Below are 21842 nucleotides of genomic sequence, written 5' to 3'. Positions count from 1 at the left end.
ATCAGCTATTTAAAACCGATTTTATAGAGCTCATAAGTTCCTTTCCGCCATTTTCAAGGATCTTCCTGGCGCAATCCCTACCCATATTTTTGGTCTCTTCCAGCGGAAGCACTTTTTCTACTTCTATCTTCTTCTGCCCATCAAGGCTGAACAAAGCGCCCTTAAAATGCACCTTTGAATTCTCTATTCTCGCCAGGCCTCCTATCGGCGCGGTACAACCACCTTCGAGAACCCTTAAAAACTCACGTTCTATATGAACACAGATCTCAGACTCCTGGTGATTCAGCATGGTCAGGGCCTTGCGACAATATTCATCCTCTTCCATGGCCACGATAAGCATGGCTCCCTGTGCAGGCGCCGGGATCATCCAGTTAAGGTCGATATAATTTTCAGGTTTTATCTCGATACGTTCAAGCCCGGCAGCGGCGAAGATGGCGCCGTTCCAGTCGTTATCGTTTAATTTTTGCATTCGCGTGTTCACGTTGCCGCGAAGGTCCACCACTTTATGCTGGGGATATTTATTAAGCCACTGGGCCTTTCGTCTAAGGCTTCCCGTGGCGATGGTGCCTTCTTTTTCATCAAGAAATTCTATTCCTTTATGAATAAGGATGTCTTTATTGCTGGCACGTTTCATCACAGCGCCTTCCACGATCCCCTTGGGTAAGGCGGTAGGTACATCTTTCATGGAATGTACAGCGATATCTACCTCGCCCTTGATCATGGCTACATCCAGGGTCTTGGTAAAGATCCCCGTGATGCCCATTTCGTATAAAGGCTGGTCAAGGTTGAGGTCGCCTGTAGATTTTACAGGGACTAGCTCGGTTTTATGACCTGTCTTTTCCAGAGCATTCTGCACGGTTTTGGCCTGCCAGAGCGCTAATTCGCTGTCGCGGGTACCAATTCTTATTACTTTGCTCATTTAGTGATTTCTTCAAGTTGAAAGACCTTCTGTATAAGTTCCAGGCTTTCATCATTGGTTTCGCTGTCCTCCTTCAGGTGGTTGGCAAAATGTTTCATGATCTTCTGTATGATCCTGTTGCTCACGATCTCTGCCTGCTCATCGTTGAAGTCTGAGATCTTTTTACGCTGAAAATCCAGTTCAGCATCTTTCATCATCTTAAGCTTTTTCTTTAAAGCCTTGATGGTTGGTGCGAATTTGCGGGTTTCCAGCCATTTGTTGAAATCTTCTTCAACTTCGGCAATGATCTCTTTGGCCTGCGGAATGAACTGCTTGCGTCTTTCCAGGGTCTCATCGGTCATTTGAGACAGATGATCCAGGTGAATGAGCTTCACATTGTCCAGTTCCCTAACATCGTCTGAAACATTCTTCGGAATAGAAAGATCAAGGATCAGAAGTTCTTTTTTAGGGTAGATAAGTTCTCTTGAAATGGTCGGGTTATGTGCGCCAGTGGCCACGATTAAAATATCAGAATTCCTGATCTCGGCCTGCAGATCGGCATAATCCTTAACGATAAGATTGAACTTTCCGGCGATCTTTTCAGCCTTGTCCTTGGTACGGTTTATCAGGGTGATATGATTGTTCCGTGTATGTTTTACCAGGTTCTCGCAGGTATTCCTGCCTATTTTTCCTGTTCCGAACAAAAGAATGTTCTTGTCTGAAACATTTTCGATATGCTTCAGAATATACTGGACTGAAGCGAAGGAAACAGAAGTAGCTCCACTGGAGATCTCGGTTTCGTTCTTGATACGTTTGCTGGCCTGGATGACGGCATTTACCAGCCGCTCTAGAAAGGCATTTACAAGTCCTAATTTCTTAGATCTAACAAAGGCAACTTTAAGCTGACTAATAATTTCGAAATCTCCCAGGATCTGGCTGTCCAGGCCGGTTCCAACTCTAAAAATATGAGAGATGGCCTGTTTGTTCTTATAAACGTAGGCTACCTTTTCGAACTCTTCCACGGTGCCGTGGGTATGCTCGCAAAGTAACTTGATAAGTTGAAATGGGTGCTGCGCGAAACCATAGATTTCGGTGCGGTTGCAGGTAGATGTTACCAGGATGCCGTCTATACCTTCATCTTTCGCCTGTACCAGTAATCTTTGTTTAGATTCTTCATCAAGGCTAAAATGACCTCTGATCTCTGCATCGGCCTTCTTATAACTTAAACCTATAGTATAAAAGTGCTTTCCTTTAGAAATGTGATAATCTTCCATGTATCAGTTTAGGTGGACACGGGGGCAAAATTAAGGTATGAATAAATTAAAAAGTAACGCTGGAAGCACTAAATGTGTCGATAGATGATAATTATCATGATTTTAGGACCAAAAAACCGAAAATGCCCTACTTTTGTAGTAATTATAGTTGATTCGGAGCAATTAGTTTAGATTGATTCTAAATAAATAAAAATGGAATCCTATGGAAGATCACCTAAAAAATAACGCTGTAAGTATCTCTGAAGAGATCAAGATAGAGGACGGTTTTTTTATACTTAAGTTTCAGAACGATACGGCTGATGCCAAGTTAATGTCCAGGGATATAGACAACAGTTTTATCCAGTTTCACTTTAATGTGAAGGGCAGCAGTAAATTCCTTTTCAACGACGGGAATTACGAATTACCCCTGCCGGAGGAAAATTCATTGCTGCTTTATAACCCGCAGCGGGACCTTCCGCTAAACGTTTCCCTGGAACCTGAATCCTGGCTAATTTCGCTGGTGATCTCTATTAAAAAATTCCATGCCCTGTTCTCACAGGAAGCCGATTATATTACCTTTTTAAGCGCCGATAATAAGGATAAGAAATATTATAAGGACGCGCCGGTGTCCCCGTCCATGGCCGTGGTGCTCAATCAGCTGATGAACTTCAGCCTGACACCAAGTATTAAGAACCTGTATTTCAAGGCCAAGGCATTCGAGCTGCTCAGCCTGTATTTTAACAAAGCAGAAAATCCAGACCTGGAGCAGTGTCCATTCCTTAGCGATGAAGAAAACATTAAGAGGATAAGGAGGGCCAAGGACATTGTAATCGCCCGTATGGCCGAACCGCCTTCACTCCAGGAATTGGCCGATGAGATTGGCCTTAGCCTGAAAAAACTAAAAGAAGGTTTTAAGCAGATCTATGGGGATTCGGTGTATAGTTTCCTATTCGATTATAAGATGGAATATGCCCGTAAACTCCTCGAATCTGGAGAATATAATGTGAATGAGGTAGGGCTGAAGGTTGGGTATAGTACTGCCAGCCATTTTATCGCGGGATTCAAGAAGAAGTTCGGAACAACACCTAAAAAATATACACTTTCGGTAAACGGATAGTTTCTAAAGATTATTAATACATAGAAAAGTCTAATTGTAAAGAAACCCTTAGAATTATACAGAATATTATTTTTGACCTGGAAAAAGAAAAATTATGAGTAAAGGCGTATTGCTGGTGAACCTTGGTTCTCCCGATAGCACAGATCCTAAAGATGTAAAAAAATACCTGGGTGAATTCCTTATGGATGAGCGGGTGATCGATGTGCCTTACTGGGCGCGTACCCTGCTGGTAAAAGGCATCATTCTAAATACCAGGCCTAAGAAATCGGCTGAGGCTTACCAGAAGATCTGGTGGGAAGAAGGTTCCCCGCTTATCGTGCTTTCTGAAAGATTACAATCTAAGATAGACGATCATACCTCTGTGCCCATTGCCCTGGCCATGCGTTATGGTACCCCGAGTATCAAACAGGGGCTGCAGGAACTGCACGACCAGGGAGTAGATGAGGTGCTGCTTTTTCCGCTTTATCCCCAGTTCGCCATGGCTACTACCGAAACCATCCTGGTGCTGGCAGAAGAGCTTAGGAAAGAACATTTCCCAGATATGAACTTTACCACGGTACCTGCTTTTTATAACCATTCAGATTATATAAGAACGCTAGGGAATAGTATAGCCGAAACCCTGAAGGATAAGGAATACGAACACTTACTGTTTTCCTATCACGGGGTGCCGGAAAGGCATATCAGGAAAAGCGATATCACGAACTCGCATTGTAAGATAGACGGCTCCTGCTGCCAGTCGGCTTCTACCGCACACCAGTTCTGTTACCGTCACCAGTGTTTTGAAACTACCAGGCTGGTTGCAGAATATCTTGGTCTAAAGCCAAATACATATAGCGTTTCTTTCCAGTCACGTCTTGGTTTCGACCCATGGCTAAAGCCTTATACCGACCGTACGATAGAGAGGTTCGGGAAACAGGGGATGAAGAAACTGGCCATTGTAACCCCGGCATTCGTTTCAGACTGTCTGGAAACACTGGAAGAGATCGCCATGGAAGGCGAGGAGATCTTTCATGAAGTTGGCGGAAAGGAATTTACCGTGGTTCCCTGTCTTAACGACCGCGAGGAATGGGTAAAGGTACTTTCACGCTGGATAGACGAATGGGCTCACCAAAAGCCTGTTGAGGCTTAATGGCCGTCCGGAATTCCAAGGAGCTGGGTGAGAAGCCCATCGGGAAACTGCTAATACAGCAGGCTGTTCCCGCGTCTATTGGGATCCTGGTCATGTCGCTGAACATACTCGTAGATACTATATTCGTTGGAAACTGGATAGGACCCATCGCCATTGCGGCGATAAATGTGGTGCTGCCGGTTTCTTTTTTTATTGCCGCCCTGGGAATGGCCATAGGGATTGGAGGATCTTCCATTATTTCCCGGGCACTGGGAGCTGAGGAGCCAGGAAAGGCCTTGAAAACCTTCGGAAACCAGATCACTCTCACCATTTTACTTTCTATAGGCCTGGTAATACCGGGACTTATATTTGTAGACAGCCTAATCCCGGCCTTCGGGGGTAAGGGTGAGATCTTTGATCCCGCCAAGATCTATTATATCATCGTGCTTTGCGGGGTACCGTTCCTGGCCCTGGCCATGATGGGGAATAACGTGATACGCGCCGAAGGTAAGCCCAGGTTTGCCATGATCGCCATGATCATTCCCTCTGTTGGAAACCTTATTCTTGATTATATTCTTATAAACCGCCTGGATATGGGGATGGAAGGTGCGGCCCTGGCTACCACGGCCTCCTATCTTTTCTGCCTGGGGTATATCGTCTGGTTCTTTCTTTCCAAGAATTCAGAATTAAAGATAAGCGCAGCGCATTTCAGGCTGGATTACCCGATCTTAAAAGAAATTTCTTCCCTCGGGGTGGTTACCCTCGCCCGGCAGGCGGTGGTGAGTGTCACTTACCTGTTAATGAACAATATACTTTTTGACCTTGGAGGTGAAGATTCGGTCACCGTCTATGCCATAATCGCCAGGATGCTGATGTTTGCCCTGTTCCCCGTGCTTGGGGTAACCCAGGGTTTTCTTCCCATCGCCGGATTCAACTATGGCGCGCGGAGATATTCAAGAGTTCGAAAAACCATCAATACAGCGATCTTATATTCCTGCGGAATGGGGCTACTCATCTTTTTAGGCATCATGTTCTTTGCACCGGATATCGTGAGGATATTTACTTCAGAAGCTTCCATTATTGAACAAACTCCCTCGGCGATGAGATGGGTCTTTGCTGCTATCCCCATTGTGGCGGTGCAGCTGATAGGAGCGGCCTATTTCCAGGCGATAGGGAAGGCGGTGCCGGCATTCTTATTAACCTTATCCAGGCAGGGATTTTTCTTTATTCCGCTAATTCTGGTCCTTCCTTATTATTTTGGAGAGATAGGGGTATGGGTCTCATTTCCCATTGCCGACCTGTTATCTACTATCGTAACGGCCTATTTCCTGAACAGGGAGATCGTTAACACCCTGAAATAGCAATATTGGAAATTCACTTAAATCCTTATCTTTAAAACATATCTAACCAGAACCCAGATGAACAAATATTTACTTAGGCTTGGCCTTTGCCTGTGCATTTTATTCAACGGAATCTTTACTGAAAAGCTTTCAGCTCAGAATTACGACGAAAAAATCTATGACGCGCTGGAATACCGGCTGATAGGCCCCTTCAGAGGAGGCCGAAGTGCCGCGGTCACCGGTGTTCCCAATAAACCAAATCTCTATTACTTTGGTGCGGCCGGTGGTGGTGTATGGAAGACCGAAAATGGCGGTAGGAGCTGGGAGAATATTTCAGACGGATATTTTGGGGGCTCCATAGGTGCCATTGAAGTGGCAAAAAGCGATCCCAATGTTATTTACGTTGGGGGGGGTGAAAAAACAGTAAGAGGAAATGTTTCTTCCGGGTATGGAGTCTGGAAGACCGAGGATGCAGGGAAGACCTGGCAGCGTGCAGGGCTTGAAAAAAGCAGGCATGTTCCCAGGCTCGTGACCCACCCCAAGGATTTTAATACCGTATACGCCGCGGTACTGGGAAATATCTATAAACCTACCGAAGAACGAGGGGTTTATAAATCTATAGATGGCGGTAAGAACTGGAAAAAAGTACTTTTTTCAAATACTCAGGCTGGGGCCGTAGACCTTATCATGGATCCCAATAACCCCAGAATATTATATGCTTCTACCTGGAAAGTTCAAAGAACACCTTATAGCCTGAGCAGCGGCGGGGAAGGTTCAGCATTATGGAAAAGCACCGATAGCGGTGAAACTTGGAAAGAAATATCTAATAACAAGGGATTTGCGAAAGATACCTTGGGGATTATCGGGGTGACCGTATCCCCGGCAAATAGCGATCGGGTATGGGCTATCGTGGAGAACAAGGAAAATGGAGGTATCTATAGAAGTGATGACGGTGGAGAGACCTGGGAACATATCAATGATGACCGAAGCCTGAGACAGCGTGCCTGGTATTATACCAGGATCTATGCCGATCCTAAAGATGAGGATGTAGTGTATGTTCTGAACGTGAATTATCATAAAAGTACCGATGGAGGCAAGACTTTCGAGTCAGATCGCGCTCCACATGGGGACCATCACGATCTTTGGATAGCTCCCAACGATCCCGAACGCATGATCATGGGAGATGACGGGGGAGCACAGGTGACCTATGATGGTGGAGAGACCTGGAGCACTTATCACAACCAGCCAACAGCACAGTTTTACAGGGTGACCACAGATAATGCCTTTCCTTACAGGATCTATGCTGCGCAGCAGGATAATTCCACGGTGCGAATAAGGCACAGGACCAAGGGAGGGAATATAGACGAAGATGATTGGGAATCTACTGCCGGCGGAGAAAGCGCTCATATTGCGGTAGATCCCGAAAACAGTGATATAGTATATGGAGGTAGTTATGATGGTTTTCTTACCCGTTATAATCATGAAACGGGAACGGTAAGAAGTGTAAGCGTCTGGCCAGATAACCCCATGGGCCATGGTGCCGAGGATCTTAAATACAGGTTCCAGTGGAACTTTCCTATTTTCTTCTCTCCGCACGATCCCGATAAGCTATATACGGCTTCTAATCACCTGCACATGACCACTAACGAAGGGGAGATCTGGGAAGAAATTAGCCCCGACCTTACCAGGAACGACAAGTCTAAACAAAAGTCTTCGGGAGGGCCTATCACCCAGGATAATACTTCGGTGGAATATTACAGCACCATTTTTGCTGCTGCGGAATCTCCCGTAAAAGAAGGAGTGCTGTGGACTGGTAGCGATGATGGCTTGATCCACGTTTCCAAAGACGGTGGTGAGAACTGGGAAAATGTTACTCCTAAGGGAATGCCGGAATGGATGATGATTAACAGCGTGGAGCCTTCTTCTTTTGATGCTGGAACTGTTTACGTTGCCGGAACAAGATATAAACTGGGAGATTTTACTCCTTATTTGTATAAGACTTCAGATTATGGAAAGTCCTGGAAAATGATCACCGATGGAATTCCTTCGGAACATTTTACCAGGGTTTTAAGGGAGGACCCGCAGCAAAAAGGTCTTTTATATGCCGGGACAGAGACCGGAATGTATATTTCTTTTGATGACGGGGCTACCTGGAAGCCGTTCCAATTGAACCTGCCCATAGTTCCTGTAACCGACCTGGCTATAAAGAACAATAACCTGATCGTCGCCACCCAGGGCCGAAGCCTCTGGATCCTGGATGACCTTAGCCTGATGCACCAGTTGCCTAAAGCAGATAAGGATTCCAATTTACTTTTTAAACCTAAGGACAGCTACAGAATGGACGGTAGTTCCAGCGAATCGAAAACCGCGGGTACCAATCATCCTTCCGGAGTGGTAACCTATTTCTACCTGAAGGATCCAAAGGACAAAAAAGTAAAGCTCAGTTACCTGGATAGATCGAATGATACCATCCAGAGCTTTAGCACAACAGACGAAAAGCATAAGCTGGAGGTAAGTGAAGGTGCTAACAAACATATCTGGGACATGCGCGGTGAAGGTGCTGAAGAGCTTGAAGGAATGATCCTCTGGTGGGCCAGTACCGAAGCTCCACAGGCCGTACCCGGTGAATACAAAGTTGTGCTGGAAGTAGATGATGAGGTTTTAAAAGAGAACTTTAAAATCCTTCCAGATGAAAATGCCGAAACAGATATTGCCGGTATGCAGAAGCAATACGATTTTATAAGCAGCGTAAATGCAACGGTAGATAAGGCTCATAAATCCATCAGGAAAATGAGAAAGGTGGATGCGCAGCTAAAAGATTTTCAGAAGCAATACAAAGGAAAAGAAGGCGTGGAAACTTTGCTTGAAAAGGCTGAAAAATTGAGTGAGCAGCTTTCTGAAATAGAAAATGCCCTGTATCAGACGAAGAACAGGAGCAACCAGGACCCGCTGAACTTTCCTATAAAACTCACCAATAAACTGGCGCATTTGAACAGCCTGGTGGGAATGGACGATTTTCCTCCCACCACCCAGGACATCGAGGTGAAAAATATGCTCACCGCCAAAATAAATACCGAATTGAATAAATTTGACGAACTGCTGGAAAACGAGATCAGGGAATTCAACAGGCAGTTTAACGAGTTAGACCTTAACTATCTATTTGTAGAGGCCGAAGAATAATGGAATATTACAATTACATAAAAGCTCTCCACCTTATTTTCGTGATCACCTGGTTCGCGGGCCTTTTTTATATCCCGCGGTTGTTCATATACCAGATCGAGGCTAATGCAAAGAAGGAACCAGAAAGAAGTATTCTTACAGACCAGCTGAAACTAATGACCAAACGCCTATGGTTTATCATTACCTGGCCCTCGGCGATACTGGCGAGCATCTTTGCCTTCAGCCTACTTTATATGATTCCGGAATGGCTGCAACAGCCCTGGATGCACGTGAAACTTGGTTTTGTGGTCCTCTTATATGCCTACCATATTAAATGTCATCTCATTTTTAAACAGCTGCAGAAAGACGTGGTTAAATGGAGCTCGAACCAGATGCGCATCTGGAACGAAGGCTCTACGCTTATACTGTTTTCGGTGATCTTCCTGGTGATCGTGAGGGATGCGATAAACTGGATCTACGGGGTGGCAGGTATTTTTGTGCTGGCGATCATGCTCATGCTGGGCATAAAATTGTATAAAAGAATTCGAGCAAAAAATCCTGATGCCTGAAATGGTGTGATAATTGTAACAATGCAGGCAAGTAAGCTTATATGAAACTGCTTAAATTATCCTTACGAACCCGGATATTCATCTCCATGATCTTACTGGTGCTGGGCGCCTCGATCCTGATCTTTGGAGTGACCGTATATCAATACAAGCAGGAGGCTGAAAACTATCATCGAGAACGCCTGGAGAGGAAGCAAAAGGCCATTTTGGAAAATATCAAATTCGTTTTGGCTAGTACTACCTACGTTGTAGATAGTGAACATCTGGAGCCTATCTTTAATGAGAATGATAAGATAGACGAGATGGCCGAGGTTCATGAGATGCAAATTCATATTTACGATCTCAGTGGTAATCTTATTATAAAATCTAATGAGTCTTTCTTTAAGGATACCACCGAGGTTAGGATTCCGAGGGAAACGCTGGAAAAACTCGAGGCCACTCCAGATAAAAAATACCTGAAGAAGACCGAGATAAACGATCAGAAATACCAGTCTTCCTATTCCTATATCACAGATAGCAAATTCAAGCCGCTGGCCATACTATACCTGCCCTACCTTCAGGATGACAGCCTGTTGAACCGGGACCTGAACAATTTCCTGGTACGCATGGCTGAGGTGTATCTATTTATGCTTTTGATCGCCATTGTCCTTTCATTTTTCCTGTCGAAATATATTACCAAGTCGCTGAAAATAGTTTCAGAAAAGATCAACCAGACCCGGCTGGATAAAAGGAACCAGAAGATAGAGCTTTCTAATGCCACCGAAGAGATCTATGCACTGGTTTCAGCCTATAATTCCATGATCGACGAGCTGGAGGAAAGTGCCGTGAAACTGGCCACCAGCGAACGTGAACAGGCCTGGAGGGAAATGGCTAAACAGGTGGCCCATGAGATCAAGAACCCTTTAACCCCTATGCGTTTGAGCGTGCAGAGCTTTCAGCGAAACTTCGATAAAAACGATCCCGAGATCGAGCAGAAAGTAGATGAATACAGCAATACGCTTATCAACCAGATAGATACCATGAGTTCTATAGCTTCGGCATTCTCCAACTTTGCGAAGATGCCGGCGCAGCAGAGTGAAACTCTGAATGTTCCCAAGATCGTTAAACTCGCCCTGGATATCTTCAACGAGGATTATATAGAGTTTAAATCTGAAAAAGAAGAGATCCTGGCGAAATTCGACCGTACTCAGTTGATAAGGGTAATAACCAACCTGGTGAAGAATGCCACCCAGGCCCTGAAGGATGTTGAAAATCCGCATGTCCTGGTGATGGTAGAAGAAGAAGAGGATACGGTTTGTGTATCTATCTCAGATAATGGCTCTGGAATCTCAGAAGAGAACAAGAGCAAGGTCTTTGAGCCCAAGTTCACCACCAAATCCAGCGGAATGGGACTGGGGCTGGCTATGGTTAAGAACATCGTGGAGACCTATAATGGTAGTATCAGCTTTGTGTCTAAACAAAATAAAGGCACTATATTTAGCGTAAGATTTCCAAAATAGAAATTATGAGTTATAATAACATTTTAGAAGAATTAGAAGAGAACATATTAACGATTACCATAGACCGACCCAAAAAACTGAACGCCCTTAACCGTGAGACCATTCAGGAGCTACACGATGCCTTTAAGGCCGCGAAAGACAATGATGAGGTGAAGATTGTCATCATTACCGGAAGTGGTGAAAAAGCTTTCGTTGCCGGTGCAGACATTAATGAATTTGCAGATTACTCGCCAAAAGAAGGTAAAGGCCTAGCGGCAGACGGGCAGAAAAAACTTTTTAATTACGTTGCTAATTTCCCAAAGCCGGTGATCGCCGCGGTGAATGGTTTCGCCCTTGGAGGAGGACTGGAACTGGCTATGGCGGCTCACTTCAGGATCGCCAGCGACAATGCGAAAATGGGCCTTCCGGAAGTATCCCTTGGGGTGATCCCGGGATATGGCGGAACCCAGAGACTGCCACAGCTGGTTGGTAAAGGCCGCGCCATGGAAATGATCATGACCGCGGGCATGATAGATGCTAACCAGGCACTGCAATACAATCTGGTGAACCACGTGGTAGAATTAGACGACCTTCTGGAATTTGCTGAAGGGATCGCGGCCAAGATCATGAAGAATTCAATGGTCGCTGTTGGTGCGGCCATCAGGGCCATTAATGCCAATTACGAGGATGGAGTGAACGGATTCGATGTAGAGATCAATGAATTTGGTCGTTCCTTTGGGACCGATGATTTCAAGGAAGGAACCTCGGCATTTCTGAACAAGAGAAAAGCCGATTTTCCGAATAAATAGAAGCTATAAAAGAGGTGGTCGTTAGTTTTAAAACGTTATCCTGAACTTGTTTCAGGATCTTTTGATATAAGAAGCTGAAACTCCCGATGCTTTGGGACAGCTTGACGCAAAGAAATATATAGCGATGACCTCTTTTTTATTGAGACAAAACATGGAAAAAATCCTATAAAAAGGAAAAATTCCATATTTTTGCCTTATGTCTTCGAATGAATTTATAAAGGGAAGGGGAGCTCAGCTGAACGTTTCGAACAGGTTCGATGAGCACAGCCATGAGACCCGGGACGACTTTTTGAATTACTGTGCGGCTGAAGGTGAGGAGGCCGAAGACAATAAGACCCGGTTGATTGAAACCTTTCCGAAGTCTATCGTAAATAAGGTGACCAGCCCCGATGTGGGCATGGATTTTTCGCTTAACCCATACCAGGGCTGCGAACACGGATGTATCTATTGCTACGCGAGGAATTCTCATGAATACTGGGGGTATAGTGCCGGGCTGGATTTTGAACAGAAGATCCTGGTAAAAAGGAATGCTGTCGAGTTGCTAGAGAAAAAGCTGAAAAGCAAAAGCTGGGAAGCTAAACCCATTGTTCTTTCCGGGAATACCGATTGTTACCAGCCTATTGAAAAGAAATTAAGGATCACCCGCAGTCTATTACAGACCTTTTTAAAATACCGTCACCCGGTAGGGATGATCACCAAAAACGCCCTAATTCAGAGAGATCTGGATATACTGAAGGAACTGGCGCAGGATAACCTGGTGAGCGTGGCCATATCCATTACTTCTCTGCAGGAAGAGACGCGACGTATCCTTGAGCCAAGAACCGCTTCTATTAAAAAGAGACTTGAAACCGTCGAGAAACTTTCCGAAGCCAATGTTCCAGTCACCGTAATGATGGCACCCATCATCCCTTCGATAAACAGCCACGAGATCATGCCACTGGTAAAGGAGATCGCGAACAGGGGAGCCCTGAGTGTTGGTTACACTATCGTAAGGCTAAATGGCGCGATTGGTGAAATATTTTCAGACTGGATAAGAAAAGCCATGCCAGACAGGGCAGATAAGGTGCTTAACCAGATCCAGCATATTCACGGAGGTAGTTTGAACGACAGCCGCTTTGGCACCAGGATGAAAGGAGAAGGCGAGTTTGCAAACCAGGTGAAACAGCAGTTCAAACTTGCTCGAAAGCTCTACCTGGGGGACCGGCAGAAACCTAAATTAAATTGCAAGCTGCACGAAGATTTCAAGGACGGCCAGATGAAGCTATTTTGAAGCATCAACGGGTAGTAAGAGCTTGGGGACATTTCATCTGGTTTATGATACTAGGTACCAATTTAAATTTTTACTAAATACTTCTTATCACATGTCAGGCCCATCTAAAATTAATATTTTAGGAAAGCTAAAAATGTAGAAAGATGCCTGAAATACCAGAAGTAGCATACCAGAAAATATATGTAGACTCTACCAGCCTGCATAAGAAGATCGTAAAAGTAGACCTTGGGGCAGATAAGATCTTCCAGTCACCAAAGAAAGATTTCAAGGAAAGACTGCTGAACAATGAGCTGGTCTCCAGCGAACAGATTGGGAAATATCTTTTACTGGAGCTTAAGGATAAAGCTTACCTGGTGATCCATTTCGGGATGACCGGGAAGCTGGATTATTTTAACCATGATGAGGTTGATAAGCACGCCCAACTCACCCTGACTTTTGAAGAAGGATCCAAACTTTCCTTTATCTGTCCTCGAAAGTTCGGGAAATTGTTTTTGACAGAAAGCGTGGAAGAGTTCCGGAAGCAACAAAAACTGGGGCCTCATGCTTCAGATCTAAGCGAAAAGGAGTTCAAAGAACTTTTTGAAAATAAAAAAGGCAATGTTAAGACTGCATTGATGGACCAGTCATTTATCGCCGGGCTGGGAAATTTATACGTAGATGAACTGCTTTTCCATAGCGGAATACATCCAAAAGCGAAATCTGAAAAGCTTTCTAAGGCCGATCTTTCGAAAATGTATAAAAATATGATCGAGGTGCTGGATACGGTCACCAAAAGCAAGACCGAAGGTACTAAACTGCCAGATTCTTACCTGCGTCCACACAGGACCGAAGGGGAAGATTGCCCCAACGGAAAAGGTAAAATTGAGATGATCAAAGTAGGAGGCAGGAGCACTTATTTCTGTCCTGAATGCCAGGAGCAAAAGTAGCTGCTGAAACCTTCCTAAACACTTTACATTAATTCTCAGTTCACCTATACTAGGACCTCAGGAAATCAGACCTGGAACGATTGTTATGAAAAATAAAACTGTAACAATTTATTCGGTCAAATAACTTATACTGGTGAATTGGAAAATGCTAGTATAAACGAAAAGAATAAGCACATGAGTAAGGAATATTCAGTAGATATAGATAAGGCTGTAAAGGAAAAACCAGGCAATACCAAATTGCCATCGACAGAAGCCGAGTTAAAAGACCTGGCCGCTTTGGAGACCGGGGATTATAAATATTCAGTAGAAGATTATTTCAGAACTCCGGAAGCATTTTCCTTTCAGCTTTCTCCAGATGGAAAGTATATCGCCTATATGAAGCGCAGAAAGACCGGAGAGCGCGATCTTTATCTTATAGAAACCGCTACCCAAAAGGAGACTTTGCTCAAAAAGCAGGAGGAAGACCTGATACGTGGATTCTATTGGAAGAATAACAAACGTATCCTGTACCTTCAGGATAAGGGAGGCGATGAAAATTATCACGTATACGGGGTAGATATCAACGGGCAAAATGATAATGACCTGACTCCTTTTGATGGGGTGAGGGCGATTATAATCGCGGTTTTAAAGGAAGACGAGGAGCATGTGATCGTGCAGATGAATAAAGATAATCCCGGCCAGGAAGAGCCATACAGGCTTAATATCAACACCGGCGAGGTTACCAAACTATACACCGTAAACGAAGGAGATGCGCCGGTTGCCGCCTATAATTTTGATCGGGAGGGAAACCTAAGGGCGATCACCCGGGTAATAGACGGGGTGAATACTGAGCTGTTATACAAAGTAGAGGAGGAATTCCGAACCGTGAACATCACCGAATTCGGTGACTCTTTCAGTATCTCATCTTTCAATGTAAATACCGGAAACCCGGACGAGGCTTACGTTGTTTCTAACCTGGAAGGTGACAAGTCTGAAATTCAGCTTTACAACCTGAAAGAAAATAAGAAAGTAAGAACTGTTTTTAGCAACGATACCTTCGATGTATCCGGGATTTCATTGTCCAGGAAACGCGATTATGAGATCGATTATTTCAAGTACACGGGTGAAAAGGCGGTGATAGTTCCGGTTAGTGAAACCTATAAAAAGATCTATGCCCGGCTGAAAAAGGAGTTCGGAGACAAGCAGTTCTTCACGGTAGGAAAAACAGACGATGAAACCCAGTATATGGTACTCGTTACCAGCGATAAGATTATTGGGGAGTATTATTTATATGATGTACAGAAGGATGAGGTGAAGTTGTTGTATAAGCTTTTGCCGCAACTGAAATCTGAAGATATGGCTTCCATGACCCCAATTAGCTTTAAAAGTCGGGACGGTTTGGATCTTCACGGTTATATTACATTACCTAAAAACTATAAAAGCGGAAATAAAGTTCCTCTTATCGTGAATCCTCATGGCGGGCCACAGGGAATTCGTGATAACTGGGGCTTTAATCCAGAAGCACAGCTTTTCGCCAGCAGGGGATACGCCACTTTACATGTTAACTTCCGGGTTTCTGGAGGCTACGGAAAGGAATTCCTCAAAGCCGGATTTGGAGAGATAGGCCGAAAAGCCATGGATGATGTTGAAGACGGGGTAGATTACGTGATCGAGCAAGGCTGGGTAGATAAAGACAGGGTGGCAATTTACGGCGGAAGCCATGGTGGTTACGCTGTTCTACGTGGAATGACCAAAACCCCTGAAAAATATGCCTGCGGAGTGGATTACGTTGGAGTAAGTAACCTGAATACCTTTATGGAGACCATTCCTCCATACTGGGAGAAATACCGGGAGATCCTTTACAAGATCTGGTACAACCCTAATATTCCTGAAGAGAAAGCAATTATGGATGAGATCTCTCCTGCCTTAAATGTGGAGAAGATAAAAAAACCTCTTTTTGTAGTGCAGGGAGCCAATGATCCCCGGGTGAATATCGATGAGGCAGACCAGATCGTTAAAAGCCTGAGAAAACGCGGGGTGGAAGTGTCCTATATGGTTAAATATGATGAAGGCCACGGTTTTGGAAAGGAAGAGAACAGGCTGGACCTTTATAAAGCCATGATGGGCTTTTTTGCTGAACATCTTAAAGACGAAAAGCTGGAAAAAGTAAAGGAAAAAGTTTCCTGAGTCTTGTAATATTTAAAAGGCTGATGCTATTGCATCGGCCTTTTATTTTTCACCTTCCCACTCCTTATAGAACTGGTCGAGATAATGCACCATAAAAGCATGCCTGTCTGCGGCGATCCTTCTGCCGGTCTGGGTATTCATTCTGTCCTTTAGCAATAGTAGTTTTTCGTAGAAATGGTTGATGGTTGGCGCTTTGGAAGCTTTGTATTCTTCCTTGGTCATCTTCAGGTTAGGTTTGATCTCGGGATCGTAGAGGGCCCTTCCCTTATAGCCTCCATAATTGAAGGTCCTGGCAATACCAATTGCTCCCAGCGCATCCAGCCTGTCTGCATCCTGCACAATATCCAGTTCCGGGGATGTGAATTTTTGATCGGTATTTCCCCCTTTAAAAGAGATGTTCTCAATGATCTTGACCACATGGTCTATCACCTCTTCAGAAACCTCCTGAGATCTTAAAAAGTCACTGGCCACCTTAGGACCTATCGTTTCGTCTCCGTTATGGAACTTAGAATCTGCGATATCATGCAGCAGGGCTCCCAGTTCTACGATCTGCAGGTCGGCTTCCTCACCCTGGGCGATAAGCCTGGAGTTTTTTAGGACCCTTTCTATATGGAACCAGTCGTGACCACCTTCGGCATTCTCAAGACTTTGTTTTACGAATTCTATCGTTTTATCGATCAGAGTATTCTCTTTCGGCATAAGCTTTTTTAAATGATATCGGCAATAATGGTTCTTTCTATTTGTGCAGCGAGGCTGGCCGCATCCATGGAATCTACCGGGATAGGCTTATGGGTTTTCAGCTTCACATGTACTCCCGGCTCCATGGGGAAATTGCCATTTCTGAAAAGTTTCCAGGAATTATTGATGGTGATGGGGACTACAAGAGCCTCAGGCACTTTTTTGAAAAGCATCATCATCCCGTTGGTTCTGAACTCTTTTGGAGCTCCGGTCCTGCTACGCGTCCCTTCCGGGAAGATCACGGCAGAGCGTTTGGTCTCCTTTAAATAATCCCCGAACTGGCTCATCTTCTGAAGTGCTTCCCGGCGATTTTTCCGGTCTATAAGCACAGAACCTCCATGTCTCAGGTTAAAGGAAATGCTCGGGATGCCATGTCCCAGTTCTTTTTTACTCACGAATTTTGGATGGTGTTTCCTGAAATACCAGATAATAGGAGGAATGTCATACATTCCCTGGTGGTTGGCCACGAAGATACAGGTTCGGTCTGCCGGAATATCATATTCATTTTCTATACTGAACCGGGTTCCAAGGATGTTAAGGCACCGCAGCAGGAAAAAATTGAAGATATCCACGCTCTTTTTATGCGCCTGGTATCCACCTAATTTCAGGCAGATCCACTGTATAGGGTGAAAAATCAGCAGGTTAAAAAAGAAGAAGATATAAAATAAGACCGATAAGGGGTAGGATAAAATTTTTTTCATCTCAGTTTAAAAATACAAAAATATGCATTTCAAATTTGGAGCATAAAAAAACCACGCGCAAAGCGTGGTTTTTCTTGCTTTCACTGCTATCTGACTAGCAAAATTCGTTATAAGCACCAATAAGGTTCTCTGCGATCATATCTGCAGGACGTCCTTCGATGTGATGACGCTCTAGCATATGAACCAGTTCACCATCTTTAAAAAGTGCCATAGATGGTGAAGATGGAGGGAATGGTACCATCATGTCTCTAGCTTTTTCAGTAGCTTCTTTATCCACTCCTGCGAATACAGTTACCAGGTTATCTGGTTTCTTGGCGTTCTGAAGAGAGATCCTGGCTCCCGGACGGGCATTGGCTGCAGCACAACCACAAACTGAATTCACCACTACCAGGGTAGTTCCCGGAAGCTCCATAGCCTTCTCTACATCTTCTACAGTGTGTAATTCTTTAAAACCAATACTCGTAAGATCTTCTCTCATTGGTTTTACTAATTCTGCTGGATACATATATGTTTTCTTTTTTTATTAAACTTTAATGAGCAACAAAGATACCAAATTTAGTTCAGCTGATCATATCTCAAATTACTATGTGCTAATAGGTTCAATTTATACCGTAGGCCGAGAACAGAAGCCTGCTTATTGCCAATTAAAGTTCGAAAATGTTATCTTAGCGGTTTAAGAAAATTGCCCAATGATCAAATGGCTTGCCGCAGTTCTGGGATATATGTACTTCAGGTTTCCCGGTGCTATTCTAGGATTTATTATAGGTTCCCTGCTGGATAATTATATCCGGTCCTCGGGAGGTATTTTTACTTCTATGTTCGGGGAGCAAAAGCAAACCGTCTCTCCCGGCGATTTTGAGCTGAACCTTCTTTCTCTTTGTTCTATCGTGATTAAGGCAGACGGGAATGTTTCCCAGCAGGAGCTGGACTATGTTAGGTCTTATTTTATCCAGGCTTACGGAAAGGAGCGAGCCAATGCCACCTTCAGGACCTTTAACGAGGTAGTTAAGAACCGGCAGGTTTCAGCTTCAAATATTGCCAGATACCTTGCTGCCAGGACCAAATATCCCACCAGGCTGCAGATCATTCACTTTTTATTCGGCATTGCGAAGGCAGACGGTCATGTGAGTGCGGCCGAAGCAGATGTTATCCAGGATATCGCTGGTTACCTGCAGATAGGGCGAAGGGATTTTGAGAGTATCAAGGCCATGTTCTTTAAAAATACAGATTCTGCCTACACCATCCTCGAGATCGATAAATCTGCCAGTGATGCAGAAGTTAAGAAAGCTTACCGCCGAATGGCCAAGAAATACCACCCGGATAAGCTGGGCCATATGGATGATGCATATAAGAAAGGTGCTCAGGAAAAATTCACCAAGGTACAGGAAGCTTACGAGCAGATACAGAAGGAAAGGGGCATGTAGCCAAAATTATGAGCCTTTTAGAAGCTTTTTCATCATTTCTGAAGTAAGATACTGATGGCTTTTTCTTTTTATCCTAAAGTCTTTGTCCAGCACCATTACCACCGGGAATGCCAGGCTTTCATTTTTCCTTCCTGCCAGCAGTAAGGGGATCTGGTGAATACCATTCCTTTTTTTCTCTGCCTGTTCATTCCGAAAAACCTGTCCGTCAAATTCTATATTTTCAGTAGATTCTGCATTCATTTTAACAGCATAGTAACCTCCATTTAAAGCTGAAACAACTTCTTGGTTCCTGAAGGCATTCCGGTCCATTTTCTTGCAATAGGCACACCAGTCTGTATAGAAGTAGATCACTACAGGTTTGGTCTCCACCTTCAGGGAGTCTTCCAGTTGCTCAAAACCTATCCAGTTCACTTCAGCCTTTTGTGCGCTCTGGGTCTGCCAGCAAAGAATTATCGTTAAAAACAGGAATTTCTTCATAGCGCTGAGTTTTAATCGTGGAGGTTGCCAAATTTAATTCCGAAGAAAAAAGTACGGGGTCTCGATGGTCCATAGATGTAGTCTGAATCCCGTGTAGGGCCGGTATCAAAATCATCCTGATATGCATCGAACACATTCTGGACACCCGTACTTAGGTTAATGTGGAAATTTTCGGTTATATCCAAATGCTGACTCAGTTTTAAATTCATATCCCAGAAGACCGGCGACTGGTTAAGAGCCAGGAACCCGCTGGAATCGACCACCCTGGGGACGGTCATTTCGCCGGTATAGGTCCCCGTTAGATCTACCGTAAAGTCCTCGAAAGGTGAGGTGTTAACATTCAAATAGCCGTAAAAATCGGGATTCCTTACAAATTCAGAAATGATAATATCGCCTTCGTTATCTGAGCCAGACGCGGCCTCGTAAAGTACCTGCTCCTCTTTATAGATGGATCTCTGGTAAGTACCACCCAACTGGAAACTAAGGTCTGAAGAAGGGGAGACCCCTATTTCGAAATTGGTTCCCGCCACATAGGCGCCGCTACTGTTCCTCACCTCTTTTAAAATGGAACCGTTGGGAAGACTTGCGCCGGTGCTAACCGTGGTAAACGGATTCTGCAGGTCGGTATAAAAACCTTCCAGCAGGAAATCCATTTGTAATTTCTTGATATTCCTGGAATAGTTCAGTGAAGCAGTATAGGCGTTGGAATATTCTGTTTCCAGGTCGTTCGAAAGGATAACGAATTGCGGTTCCCCGCCCACCGACGAGATGTGCAGATCTTCGTTGAAAGCCTGCGGAGCTCGGAATCCCCGTGCGTAACCCCCACGAAATTGTAATTCATCGGTAATATTGTATAAAAGGGTGAGCCTTGGACTCAGAACAGTTTGATCGATTTCTGAGGCTCTCTGAATGTCCTCTACCGCATAACTTCCGGAAACCGAAATATGGTCCAGCCTCGCACCTAACAGGGCCGTGAAATTGGTAGTTGGTTTCCATTCATACTGCCCGAAAGCCGAATATGAATTTACCTTCTGGTCTATGAACCTGCGGTAACCCGAGATATCATCTTCGGTATTACTGTGGTTGAATTCCAGGCCAGTAGTAAGGACATCATTATTGCTGAAATTCCAGGTGAACTGGAACCCACCGAGCAGGGCAAGGTCGTTGGTGTTCCCGTAGGCATTCGAAGCACTTAGGCTGTCCTGGGCGGTACGTCCTCCTCCTAGGCCGCCGTAATAGCTTTTTCGATCTGTATGCTGCCCGGAAATATAAACTGAATAATTACTAGTCATTTCCTTATTAGAAAAATCGTAGGTAAGCCCGCCAATAAGGGTGTTATGGTCTAACTGTTCTGTAATATCGGTTAAATGTGGTGCCAGGTCCAGCCTGTCCCCGCCACGGCGATATTCTTTTAAAGCCGTTAGGTCCAGGGTGAGTTTGCTGGTTTCGGTAGGCTTAAGAAAGGCTTTCGCGCCCAGGGTATTATTGGTAAGCTCGGTGATCTCGGTAAAGCCGTCACCATTGGCATCGTAAGCAGACCTATCCCGGTTCATCCCGAAAATGGTGATCCCGCTGTTAAGGTCTTCGGCGACTACAGACCCGGCAAGGTTCAGGACACGATCCGGGATCTCACCATCTATGAGTGAGATATTGGAATTAATATTCCAGGTGTTCAGCACTGGGTCTTTGGTAATAATATTTACGGTTCCTGCGATGGCATTAGAACCGAACAGTGCTGAGCCCCCACTGCGGACTACTTCTACCCGGTCAAGGATAGAAGTAGGTATCTGTTCCAGGCCATAAACGCTATTGAGTGCACTAAAAACAGAGCGGCTGTTAATAAGCACCTGGGTATAACTACCATCCAGGCCATTCAACCTAACCTGGGTGAAACCACAGTTCTGGCAGTTAGTCTCTACACGTACTCCAGGCTGGAAGTTCAGGGTTTCGGCGACCGAGGCAGACTGGGTAGCGTTGAAAAGTTTCGAGTTGAGCACATTCACGATTACAGGAGCTTCTTTTAGGTTTATTCGGTTCCTGGTGGCGCTTATCACTACCTGGTCCAGTCCCAGGGCATCTTCTTCCAGCGCTATGCTTAGCTTTTTCTTGGAATATTCTTCAGGATTTATATCGATCTTCCTGGTCTTGAAACCTACTGCCTGGATAATAAGTTGGGTATTCTTGGGTTCCAGGTTTATGGAGAAAATCCCGTCAAGGTCGGCGCTTACTCCTTTATTGGTGCCGGCCACCGAAATATTGGCAAAGGGTACAGGTTTGTCATTTTGAGTTACAGATCCTTCAACCTGAACTGTTTGGGCTCCGGCCGTAGAAAAAATTATTCCTAATATGATCTGGATAAATCGTTTCATCAATTTATTTTTTACAAAGCTATAAAAATAATTTAGGCTTATC

Annotated in this window: 18 protein-coding genes; 11 read left to right on the top strand and 7 right to left on the bottom strand. The window is 44.6% G+C overall.

All coding sequences use genetic code 11. The features are described from left to right. Position 1 precedes the first annotated feature (1 nt). Complete coding sequence (gene hemC, locus FLP08_RS11990; protein ID WP_156276976.1) at positions 2-919, bottom strand: hydroxymethylbilane synthase; 918 nt, start codon at positions 917-919, stop codon at positions 2-4. After that, positions 916-2172, bottom strand: a complete 1257-nt coding sequence (gene hemA, locus FLP08_RS11985; protein WP_156276975.1) for a glutamyl-tRNA reductase — start codon at positions 2170-2172, stop codon at positions 916-918. Before hemA ends, hemC begins: the two co-directional genes overlap by 4 nt. Positions 2173-2374: 202 nt before the next feature. Between hemA and FLP08_RS11980 the strand changes: the two genes are divergently transcribed. The 10 genes from FLP08_RS11980 (at position 2375) to FLP08_RS11935 (ending at position 16090) form a co-directional block, all read left to right on the top strand. Then, positions 2375-3268: an AraC family transcriptional regulator gene (locus FLP08_RS11980; protein WP_156276974.1), complete on the top strand. Its 894-nt coding sequence runs from the start codon at positions 2375-2377 to the stop codon at positions 3266-3268. Positions 3269-3362: 94 nt separating this feature from the next. Beyond that, positions 3363-4397 carry a ferrochelatase gene (hemH, locus tag FLP08_RS11975; RefSeq protein WP_156276973.1) on the top strand — a complete coding sequence of 345 codons (1035 nt, stop codon included), beginning with the start codon at positions 3363-3365 and terminating at the stop codon, positions 4395-4397. Next, positions 4397-5737, top strand: coding sequence for an MATE family efflux transporter (locus tag FLP08_RS11970; RefSeq protein ID WP_156276972.1), 1341 nt, complete (start codon positions 4397-4399; stop codon positions 5735-5737). The genes hemH and FLP08_RS11970 overlap by 1 nt, the downstream gene beginning before the upstream one ends. A gap of 57 nt (positions 5738-5794) precedes the next feature. After that, a complete protein-coding gene (locus FLP08_RS11965; protein ID WP_156276971.1) occupies positions 5795-8896 on the top strand; it encodes a VPS10 domain-containing protein in 3102 nt (1033 codons plus the stop codon). Next, positions 8896-9444: a CopD family protein gene (locus FLP08_RS11960; protein ID WP_156276970.1), complete on the top strand. Its 549-nt coding sequence runs from the start codon at positions 8896-8898 to the stop codon at positions 9442-9444. Before FLP08_RS11965 ends, FLP08_RS11960 begins: the two co-directional genes overlap by 1 nt. 41 nt (positions 9445-9485) lie before the next feature. Continuing rightward, positions 9486-10940, top strand: a complete 1455-nt coding sequence (locus tag FLP08_RS11955) for a sensor histidine kinase (RefSeq protein WP_156276969.1) — start codon at positions 9486-9488, stop codon at positions 10938-10940. A gap of 5 nt (positions 10941-10945) precedes the next feature. Then, positions 10946-11728, top strand: a complete 783-nt coding sequence (locus FLP08_RS11950; protein ID WP_156276968.1) for an enoyl-CoA hydratase/isomerase family protein — start codon at positions 10946-10948, stop codon at positions 11726-11728. 196 nt (positions 11729-11924) lie between these two features. Next, positions 11925-12998, top strand: coding sequence for a PA0069 family radical SAM protein (locus FLP08_RS11945; RefSeq protein WP_156276967.1), 1074 nt, complete (start codon positions 11925-11927; stop codon positions 12996-12998). 143 nt (positions 12999-13141) lie between these two features. Then, positions 13142-13924: an Fpg/Nei family DNA glycosylase gene (locus FLP08_RS11940; protein ID WP_156276966.1), complete on the top strand. Its 783-nt coding sequence runs from the start codon at positions 13142-13144 to the stop codon at positions 13922-13924. Positions 13925-14098: 174 nt separating this feature from the next. After that, positions 14099-16090, top strand: a complete 1992-nt coding sequence (locus FLP08_RS11935) for a S9 family peptidase (protein ID WP_238388490.1) — start codon at positions 14099-14101, stop codon at positions 16088-16090. A 42-nt stretch (positions 16091-16132) separates the two neighbouring features. Here FLP08_RS11935 and FLP08_RS11930 read toward each other — a convergent pair whose 3' ends face one another. From FLP08_RS11930 to FLP08_RS11920, 3 genes are all read right to left on the bottom strand, one after another. Further along, positions 16133-16789, bottom strand: coding sequence for an HD domain-containing protein (locus tag FLP08_RS11930; protein ID WP_156276965.1), 657 nt, complete (start codon positions 16787-16789; stop codon positions 16133-16135). 8 nt (positions 16790-16797) lie between these two features. Beyond that, entirely contained in the window at positions 16798-17529 is a 732-nt protein-coding gene (locus FLP08_RS11925) for a lysophospholipid acyltransferase family protein (protein WP_156276964.1), read from the bottom strand. Between the two features lie 94 nt (positions 17530-17623). Next, positions 17624-18034 (bottom strand): BrxA/BrxB family bacilliredoxin, encoded by a 411-nt coding sequence (locus tag FLP08_RS11920; protein WP_156276963.1) that lies wholly within the window; start codon positions 18032-18034, stop codon positions 17624-17626. A 184-nt stretch (positions 18035-18218) separates the two neighbouring features. Between FLP08_RS11920 and FLP08_RS11915 the strand changes: the two genes are divergently transcribed. Further along, complete coding sequence (locus tag FLP08_RS11915; protein ID WP_156276962.1) at positions 18219-18953, top strand: TerB family tellurite resistance protein; 735 nt, start codon at positions 18219-18221, stop codon at positions 18951-18953. A gap of 6 nt (positions 18954-18959) precedes the next feature. Here the strand turns inward: FLP08_RS11915 and FLP08_RS11910 are convergent, their stop codons facing one another. Beyond that, positions 18960-19430: a thioredoxin family protein gene (locus tag FLP08_RS11910; RefSeq protein ID WP_156276961.1), complete on the bottom strand. Its 471-nt coding sequence runs from the start codon at positions 19428-19430 to the stop codon at positions 18960-18962. A gap of 11 nt (positions 19431-19441) precedes the next feature. Further along, positions 19442-21799, bottom strand: coding sequence for a TonB-dependent receptor (locus tag FLP08_RS11905; protein WP_156276960.1), 2358 nt, complete (start codon positions 21797-21799; stop codon positions 19442-19444). Positions 21800-21842: the final 43 nt, after the last annotated feature.

The sequence above is a fragment of the Christiangramia aestuarii genome (genome assembly GCF_009735585.1).
Lineage (GTDB): Bacteria > Bacteroidota > Bacteroidia > Flavobacteriales > Flavobacteriaceae > Christiangramia > Christiangramia aestuarii.
The sequence above is the reverse complement of the archived record's forward strand: the minus strand, read 5'-3'. Positions and strand labels throughout refer to the sequence as shown.

Excerpts from the sequence above, each read along its gene's own strand:
- FLP08_RS11940 (WP_156276966.1), top strand. The coding sequence starts at position 13,142 with ATGCCTGAAATACCAGAAGTAGCATACCAGAAAATATATGTAGACTCT.
- FLP08_RS11930 (WP_156276965.1), bottom strand. The coding sequence starts at position 16,789 with ATGCCGAAAGAGAATACTCTGATCGATAAAACGATAGAATTCGTAAAA.
- FLP08_RS11905 (WP_156276960.1), bottom strand. The coding sequence starts at position 21,799 with ATGAAACGATTTATCCAGATCATATTAGGAATAATTTTTTCTACGGCC.
- FLP08_RS11965 (WP_156276971.1), top strand. The coding sequence starts at position 5,795 with ATGAACAAATATTTACTTAGGCTTGGCCTTTGCCTGTGCATTTTATTC.
- FLP08_RS11945 (WP_156276967.1), top strand. The coding sequence starts at position 11,925 with ATGTCTTCGAATGAATTTATAAAGGGAAGGGGAGCTCAGCTGAACGTT.
- hemH (WP_156276973.1), top strand. The coding sequence starts at position 3,363 with ATGAGTAAAGGCGTATTGCTGGTGAACCTTGGTTCTCCCGATAGCACA.
- FLP08_RS11980 (WP_156276974.1), top strand. The coding sequence starts at position 2,375 with ATGGAAGATCACCTAAAAAATAACGCTGTAAGTATCTCTGAAGAGATC.
- FLP08_RS11950 (WP_156276968.1), top strand. The coding sequence starts at position 10,946 with ATGAGTTATAATAACATTTTAGAAGAATTAGAAGAGAACATATTAACG.
- FLP08_RS11910 (WP_156276961.1), bottom strand. The coding sequence starts at position 19,430 with ATGAAGAAATTCCTGTTTTTAACGATAATTCTTTGCTGGCAGACCCAG.
- FLP08_RS11920 (WP_156276963.1), bottom strand. The coding sequence starts at position 18,034 with ATGTATCCAGCAGAATTAGTAAAACCAATGAGAGAAGATCTTACGAGT.
- FLP08_RS11970 (WP_156276972.1), top strand. The coding sequence starts at position 4,397 with ATGGCCGTCCGGAATTCCAAGGAGCTGGGTGAGAAGCCCATCGGGAAA.
- FLP08_RS11925 (WP_156276964.1), bottom strand. The coding sequence starts at position 17,529 with ATGAAAAAAATTTTATCCTACCCCTTATCGGTCTTATTTTATATCTTC.
- FLP08_RS11935 (WP_238388490.1), top strand. The coding sequence starts at position 14,099 with ATGAGTAAGGAATATTCAGTAGATATAGATAAGGCTGTAAAGGAAAAA.
- FLP08_RS11915 (WP_156276962.1), top strand. The coding sequence starts at position 18,219 with ATGATCAAATGGCTTGCCGCAGTTCTGGGATATATGTACTTCAGGTTT.
- FLP08_RS11955 (WP_156276969.1), top strand. The coding sequence starts at position 9,486 with ATGAAACTGCTTAAATTATCCTTACGAACCCGGATATTCATCTCCATG.
- hemC (WP_156276976.1), bottom strand. The coding sequence starts at position 919 with ATGAGCAAAGTAATAAGAATTGGTACCCGCGACAGCGAATTAGCGCTC.
- hemA (WP_156276975.1), bottom strand. The coding sequence starts at position 2,172 with ATGGAAGATTATCACATTTCTAAAGGAAAGCACTTTTATACTATAGGT.
- FLP08_RS11960 (WP_156276970.1), top strand. The coding sequence starts at position 8,896 with ATGGAATATTACAATTACATAAAAGCTCTCCACCTTATTTTCGTGATC.